This is a genomic window from Chloroflexus sp., assembly GCF_049970315.1.
Taxonomy (GTDB): domain Bacteria; phylum Chloroflexota; class Chloroflexia; order Chloroflexales; family Chloroflexaceae; genus Chloroflexus.
In genome coordinates, this window is the sequence record NZ_JBMFNE010000034.1 from 25330 (window position 1) to 31915 (window position 6586).

Sequence of the window (6586 nt, forward strand, 5' to 3'; positions counted from 1 at the left end):
GCTCGTGAGCAACCTGCTGAGGCATGACCTGCGCTAAAGCAGGAGATTGCTTCGGTCGGGCGACTCCAGCGCGGCTGGAGGCCGCCACTCCCTCGCAATGACCACAGGAGAGGGGAGATTGCTGCGGGCGCTGCGCTCCCTCGCAATGACATGAAGTGAGTGCCCCACACCATAACATGATCCCCGGCGGGCGGCGGCGGTCTATCTTCTCAACGTTCAACATCGCGCAATATAAGCTCCTATATGTTACGCCTATAAGTGAAGCTATACCAATTACAATTGTGCAAAGCTACAACTTATATTTCCAAACATTGCCCGATCTCGACCAATCTCGCTTGATCTCACGCTGGCATCGCCCCGTGCGCCCAACAGTTGTTCACCACCTGACAGTTGAACAGGGAACTTTCACTCCACTGGTTTTGTGATAAAAACCACAATTTTATCCAAAATTGTTCGTTTTATCACAATCATTTGTTGTCAAATCAGGCGCTCTATCCAACCAAATTTGTACTTTTTTGCCCAGTATTCCTGTGCAGTCAGTTGACAAAATGTGGTATGATAGAAAGCGGAGGTTTCAACCTTCGATACAATCAGTAAAACATATAAAGTCTATCGAGGTTTGTAAAAGGAGCAATCAGCAATGCACCGCCGATACGCTGTCCGGCCGGCCAATTTACCGGCTTCCGAACCGCCAACTGCTGCGGAGGAAACAAAACCGCTGCCTATCAGCAATGATCCACTAGCAGTGTTGCGCTACGAACCTTTGCCCGATCTCAATCCCGAACAGGCGCGTCAGCTTCTAACCGCATCTGTTGCCCAACCAACCGATGAGCCAAAAAAGATTCCGGCCCGCCTGCGCCCCAAGACGACTAAGCACAAGGGGATTACTCGCATTGATCATCCCGCTAAGCGTACCTTTGGCTATTTCGTGCGCGTAACGTGGAATAAGCAGCGCCGAAGCAAGTTCTTCTCCGACTCGGTGTACGGCGACCGGTTAGCAGCCCTAGCCGCCGCTATCGAATGGCGTAACGCTACTGAGCGTGAGCTTGGCAAGCCACGAACCGAACGGCAAGTGATCGGTGTCTCCCGTACCAGTACCGGCATCGTTGGTGTACGCCGCACCATCAAAGATGGCCGTGAAGTCTATGAGGCAACCTGGCGCGACGGGAATCGCATCCGCCGCACCTCGTACTCCATCGCTAAGCACGGTGAACGCCGTGCCCTCGCCCTTGCTCGCCGTGCCCGCGAGAAGTATGAGCGGATGCGTCAGCGGACCCCCGCCAGCGATTGATCCGCTGCTGACTATGTTGATTGCTTCTCTTCCCCTACGTCGAACGGCGTAGGGGTTTGATTTTGTTGCAGGAATGTAACTAATTTACTGGGTGACAAATGGCGTTTTTGTTTTAAAATAATGAACAGACAAGTTCACTACAGAGAGGAATGAGCAGTGCGCATCGAGGAAGACCTGAGTAGTAACGCTCATACGATGACCGAGCGCGGCTATGTCGATGTCGGCAAACGACTGCGTACCCTAAGGGAACGACAGCGTATGTCGATCCGTGCTCTCGCTGAAGCAAGTGGCTTGGCGGTCAATACGTTGAGTCTGATCGAGAACGGTCGCACGTCACCGAGCGTTAGTACACTCCAACGCCTTGCGGTAGCGCTCCAAGTGCCGATTAGCGCCTTCTTTACCCCTGAAGTACCCCAACAACGTATCGTCTATACCCCGGCCGGTCAAGCCAGCAACAACATTTTTCCTCACGGTACGCTCGCCGATCTTGCTCCCGGTTTCGTTAACCATACCCTCGAGCCGCTGCTCCTTACCCTTAACCCCGGCGCTGGAAGTGGTCCTGAAGCCATTATTCATACCGGCCAAGAATTCGTCTTTGGGTTGAGTGGTCAGATCCTCTATACCGTCGCTGACCAGACCTATACCATTAACCCCGGCGATAGCTTGCTGTTCGAGGCTGTCCTCCCTCACCGGTGGCATAACCCCGGCAATACACCGGCCCAGGCCTTGCTCGTCCTGTGCCCGCTCGAATTACCACGGAGCGCTTTTGAGCGCCATATACGTTATGAATAGGGCGAACCGATTCGCCCCCAAACCATTCGCAAGGAGCTTTATTATGCAAATCCGAACTTTGCACTTAAGCAATGATGGGGTTAGCCGCGCTGACGAGCAAATCACCCTTGTTCGCCAAAGTCCCGGTCAGATTATGCTCAATAACTGCAAAGTGCTGGCGATTCGCCCGCTTGACCGTTGTACGCTCGCACTCGAACTGCTTGGTGAGACGCACTACCTCGCCTCAGCAGATTATTGGCAGGCAATTCACGGGAACCGCTACGTCGAAGCTCGTGAAGCCGGGTGTTTGCTCGGCCATCTCGATACGCTTGCCATCGCGGCTACTCGTGTGCTAGAGACGGTATCTGACCTTGAGCAGCTCCCACCCGAGGCGCGGGTTGCGCTCGATAATCTGCGAGTGGCGCTCAACGATCTGAAGGTAACGATGCCTCGCTAAGTCACAGTATTTCCGATAACGCGATCACTGCGGTATCAATGGAGGCGGCAGCAGGCCTGTCACCTCCATTTCAATTTTCCATCGTGCCAACACCGCTAGCAACAGTAGTGCGACGAGAAAGCCGGCCAGTGCCGGCCACATCAATTGCCGTAGCGTGCGAACTTTGCCACTCAATCCGGCAATTGCACTGATTGGAAGCATAATTGCCAACGTCATAACACCGGTCACGCCGATAACGCTGAGTAGCACCAGTGGCCACGCCACGACCGCTTGATTGATGGCAATCCCCAATACCACCAAACCCAACCCGCCAACCACCAGCCCTAGTTCACGCCAATTACCGATCGGCGCCTGATCCGATTCCAGCCGATCCGGCGCGAGCAATGTCTGATTCACCACTAGCAACAGACCAACTGCTAAAGCTGACCCAAAGCCCAACCCCGTCAGAAGTCGTAGATCATTGCGTGGCGGGTACAGTGCCGGTAAGCCAAGCTCAGCAATCGTCGAGTTCAGGCCATCAATACCCATCGCTACAATGAAGGTGAGTAAGGTCAGGCCGATCGACAACGGTGGTAAGCGCCCACTGCAGAGACGGCCAAATATCGCCAATATCCCTAACGTTACCATCAATCCCAGATAGATACCGCTGTCACGTGCGCATAACGGAAACTGCACACCACCGGATATCACATTGTGACTCTGCGCGCAGATGCCATGCACTGCAAAGAAAAGGCGTCGCTCCAAGTCTAGCGCAGTGGCAATAAACGGCAACAGCGCCAGCACGATAAGTAGTACGACCCCACCGATCACCAAAACCAGCCCTCGACGATGACGTGCTGCATGCACTATGTTTAGGAGTGACATACGAGCTCCGCAATCACTAACTATTCGACCAACGGTACGATCACAGTACTCGCCTGAGCATTTTCCACGTGCAAGCGCGCCACCGATAACCCTGCCCCGCGCGGCGCACCGGCAGTGCCCGGATTTAGGAAGAGGATACCTTTGTACATTTCGCACAATGGCCGGTGACTATGTCCAAAAATATAGACCTGCGGTACCCGTCCCTCAGCCGTTTTCGGTAACGATTGCACAAGATGGTGTGGTTGTCCACCGATGTGAGTCAGATAGATCAACACCCCTTCACGCTCAATCCAGCATGTCGCCGGATACGTCCATGCCAACGCAGTGCCCCGATCGGTGTTGCCGTGGATCGCAATCACCGGTGCAATCATCGTCAACCGAGCCACGATAGCTTCATCACCGATGTCACCGGCATGCAAGATAAGCTCCACTCCATGCAACGCCGATAATGCAGCCGCTGCCAGCTTGCCATGCGTATCGGAAACCACCCCGATCTCCATACTTTACCTGGTCTGTAACTCATTGATCAACGCTTGCACGCCCTGCTCAATGCGGTGAAACGCCACTTCAGCCGGTAATGCCGGCAGATCAGGCGTCTGCCAATAACGGATGCGATCGACCCACATCGGAAAGCGTTGCTGCATAAGTGGGCGATGCTCCGTTTCGTCCAGCGCAACCACCAACGCAGCCTGTACTAGTTCTTCCTCACACAACGCCAGTGGCCACCGCACTTCGAGCGGTGGTGAAAACCCATGTTGTCGCAAACGATCCAACACCGGCGGCCAAATAGGCCCAAGATTAGCCGACGACAAACGCAACCCACGTGAATCGGCACACCAACCCGGTACCTGCTGCGCATTGAAGAGCAGTTCAGCGTAGCGACTACGGTAATAGTTTCCCGTGCAGATGAAGAGAACAGTTTGCATGAGGTTCTTTGGCGTTCCCCTATCGTGTCTTCTTACAATTGATACCGCACATACGACCGTCCACATGGCGGCCCATCAGTAGCATGCAATGTTCTCGCCGTTACATCAATGATGATCGACGTTACCGTTTCGTATCGCTCATCAGGTGGATCGGCAGGATCGACGTGAAAACAGACCGAATACGGGTAACGATCATGGTCGCGCAGTGCCATTTGGACACTTGCCAACGATTGTGGTCGCCTTACCAACAACGCTTGCAATCGGGCTTGTCGCCACTGCGAATGGGGATAACGCTCAATCTGGCGCTCATCGATCCCCAAAGCTGTGGGATCCATGAAATGATTAGCGTGTACCACACAGCCCGCCACACACCTACTAACCGTAACTGCTTCCGGTGCTGCCTCGATGTTCACTACCTGATCAGGTGCTTGCACAAGCAAAAAATTGGCCGAACCGGCTCGTGCCTCACCGGTAATGACTGACTGTGCCTCGGCCAACGTGGAAGCACGTAGAATGTCGTAACAGCGGACATGAAACGGTCGCCGTAGACTCGCCCAATCATCCGCCGTGCTCGCCAACCCATTGATCAGTAACGCCAATCCGGCAGTATTCAAACCGATTTTGCCGCCAAAAATACCGGCTTCGGTAAAGGCTAGCGTGCGATGACCATCGGGTGCCTCGGTAAGGATAATTGCGCCGCGTACACCGACAATCCAATCCCAATTTTCGCCCGCCAACAGATGACCGTCTACCGTCTCGGTCGGCAATAACGCAAACGCCGTGCAGCCATCGGGCTTATCCGCCGGTCCATACTCGCGAAAGAGCTGGTAAAAGAGTTCGTAACGTACATTCAACGCCGCAATCGCTGCAAACTCAACCCCAGCCCCATCAGCAATTCCGCGCATGCCGGCTGCATAATCTGGACTTTGCTCGGCTATGACTGCCGCATACCGTAATCCACGTCGCCATACCTCGTCCAATGGCATCCGCAATTCTCGTTCAAACCGTGCAGTGTAAAGACGAAGGTTGGCAACAATCGCATCGCGCAATGCACGACCATGTTGCCAACCCTGTGTGTAGGCATCACCTGTCAACTTCACCAACGGCAGGCTGCTCACTTCACCTCCTCCTGTTCTTGTCGGCGCAATACCACCCAAACCGGCCCCCGGTGAAAGCCTAATCGCTGATTAATGTGCCACATCGCCTGATTGGTGCTGTCATTATCGGTTCGAATCCCGGTCACACCCATCGTTTGTGCATACGCGATCGTGTGTAATTTCAACGCCAGCGCAATTCCGCGTCCACGATAATCACGCCGCACCGCCGTAAAGCCTACTTCTACATCGGTTTCGTTATCGATCGTTTCGAGGGTGCTCAGCCCGACCACCTGCCCATCAGCCATCGCCGCAAAACTACCTTCCCATATTGCACCATGTTCAGGTTGATACAGCTTGATCCACTGTTCGTATGGTGGGATGGCGACCGGAAATGCCGATGGTACACCCACGGTAACTTGTCGTTCAAACTCGTACAACTTGTGCCAGAAGTCGCTATCGGCAGCAGCGAGTGCAGCAAAACTGTGGATTTCAATCCGCTGTCTGGTCACCCGCTCGAGTGCACTCTGAAAAGAGGTGGGATCAAAGTTGGTCACGTCAAGCCGCGATGTCCAAACGCGCCGCTGTTCGTGAAAACCGTGCCGGACAGCAAAAGCGAAACCGGTCTGCCAATTTTCATGCACTTTCGCCAACACATACCGCGGGCGATACTGCTGCCATGCCTGTTGCAGATGCTGCCAGAGCGCGGTGCCTAACCCGCGCCCCTGATAGGCAGGATGAACGTAGACCAACGTCTCGATATAGTACGGATCGGCACACCACATCGGTTGCACAAATTCGGCATATCCGGCCGCGACATCATCAAGCTCACCGATCACCCGATAGAGTATCAACTGTGGGTTATGGAGCTTATCACGCACTTGCCACTCATTCGCAATAAGCGGCGCATCGGGCACCAGCGCACTGTACACCCTCGCCATCACCTGATAGTCGTTCTGGTTCGCTTGAAAGGGACGAATCGTAAGCATATTATTCCGTTAAATGATTCCTGAACACAAAACCCCATACTACGCACTATTGCATTCCCCCGCCAGGGCACACTGCCGGTGTGTTCTCACAATCGCTACGTCCTCAGCGCTCTTGGTGCCTTTGCGTTGAGTTCCCGCCAGGGCACACTGCCGGTGTGTTCTCACAATCGCTACGTCCTCGGCGCTCTTGGCGC

The 6586-nt window shown here is 54.3% G+C and carries 8 protein-coding genes; 3 read left to right on the forward strand and 5 right to left on the reverse strand.

All coding sequences use genetic code 11. The features are described from left to right. The first annotated feature begins 640 nt into the window (after positions 1-640). The 3 genes from ACP5OT_RS16740 to ACP5OT_RS16750 all read left to right on the forward strand — a co-directional run bounded on the left by ACP5OT_RS16740 (position 641) and on the right by ACP5OT_RS16750 (position 2519). Complete coding sequence (locus tag ACP5OT_RS16740) at positions 641-1291, forward strand: AP2/ERF family transcription factor (protein ID WP_424675743.1); 651 nt, start codon at positions 641-643, stop codon at positions 1289-1291. Between the two features lie 156 nt (positions 1292-1447). Further along, entirely contained in the window at positions 1448-2083 is a 636-nt protein-coding gene (locus tag ACP5OT_RS16745; RefSeq protein ID WP_424675742.1) for a cupin domain-containing protein, read from the forward strand. Between the two features lie 43 nt (positions 2084-2126). Then, entirely contained in the window at positions 2127-2519 is a 393-nt protein-coding gene (locus ACP5OT_RS16750; RefSeq protein WP_424675741.1) for a hypothetical protein, read from the forward strand. A 24-nt stretch (positions 2520-2543) separates the two neighbouring features. On the opposite strand, the gene ACP5OT_RS16755 is transcribed toward ACP5OT_RS16750, so the two are convergent. The 5 genes from ACP5OT_RS16755 to ACP5OT_RS16775 are packed head-to-tail and all read right to left on the reverse strand — an operon-like array spanning position 2544 to position 6392. Next, a complete protein-coding gene (locus ACP5OT_RS16755) occupies positions 2544-3383 on the reverse strand; it encodes a DUF2085 domain-containing protein (protein WP_424675740.1) in 840 nt (279 codons plus the stop codon). Positions 3384-3403: 20 nt separating this feature from the next. Further along, entirely contained in the window at positions 3404-3883 is a 480-nt protein-coding gene (locus tag ACP5OT_RS16760) for a metallophosphoesterase family protein (RefSeq protein ID WP_424675739.1), read from the reverse strand. A gap of 3 nt (positions 3884-3886) precedes the next feature. Beyond that, positions 3887-4309, reverse strand: a complete 423-nt coding sequence (locus tag ACP5OT_RS16765; protein WP_424675738.1) for a low molecular weight phosphatase family protein — start codon at positions 4307-4309, stop codon at positions 3887-3889. A 32-nt stretch (positions 4310-4341) separates the two neighbouring features. Next, positions 4342-5427, reverse strand: coding sequence for a C45 family autoproteolytic acyltransferase/hydolase (locus ACP5OT_RS16770; protein WP_428132790.1), 1086 nt, complete (start codon positions 5425-5427; stop codon positions 4342-4344). Further along, positions 5424-6392, reverse strand: a complete 969-nt coding sequence (locus ACP5OT_RS16775) for a GNAT family N-acetyltransferase (protein WP_428132792.1) — start codon at positions 6390-6392, stop codon at positions 5424-5426. Before ACP5OT_RS16775 ends, ACP5OT_RS16770 begins: the two co-directional genes overlap by 4 nt. Positions 6393-6586 lie beyond the last annotated feature (194 nt).

What these genes read in the sequence shown, in the direction of transcription:
- ACP5OT_RS16775 (WP_428132792.1), bottom strand. Translation starts at nt 6,392, where the DNA reads ATGCTTACGATTCGTCCCTTTCAAGCGAACCAGAACGACTATCAGGTG.
- ACP5OT_RS16750 (WP_424675741.1), top strand. Translation starts at nt 2,127, where the DNA reads ATGCAAATCCGAACTTTGCACTTAAGCAATGATGGGGTTAGCCGCGCT.
- ACP5OT_RS16760 (WP_424675739.1), bottom strand. Translation starts at nt 3,883, where the DNA reads ATGGAGATCGGGGTGGTTTCCGATACGCATGGCAAGCTGGCAGCGGCT.
- ACP5OT_RS16765 (WP_424675738.1), bottom strand. Translation starts at nt 4,309, where the DNA reads ATGCAAACTGTTCTCTTCATCTGCACGGGAAACTATTACCGTAGTCGC.
- ACP5OT_RS16740 (WP_424675743.1), top strand. Translation starts at nt 641, where the DNA reads ATGCACCGCCGATACGCTGTCCGGCCGGCCAATTTACCGGCTTCCGAA.
- ACP5OT_RS16755 (WP_424675740.1), bottom strand. Translation starts at nt 3,383, where the DNA reads ATGTCACTCCTAAACATAGTGCATGCAGCACGTCATCGTCGAGGGCTG.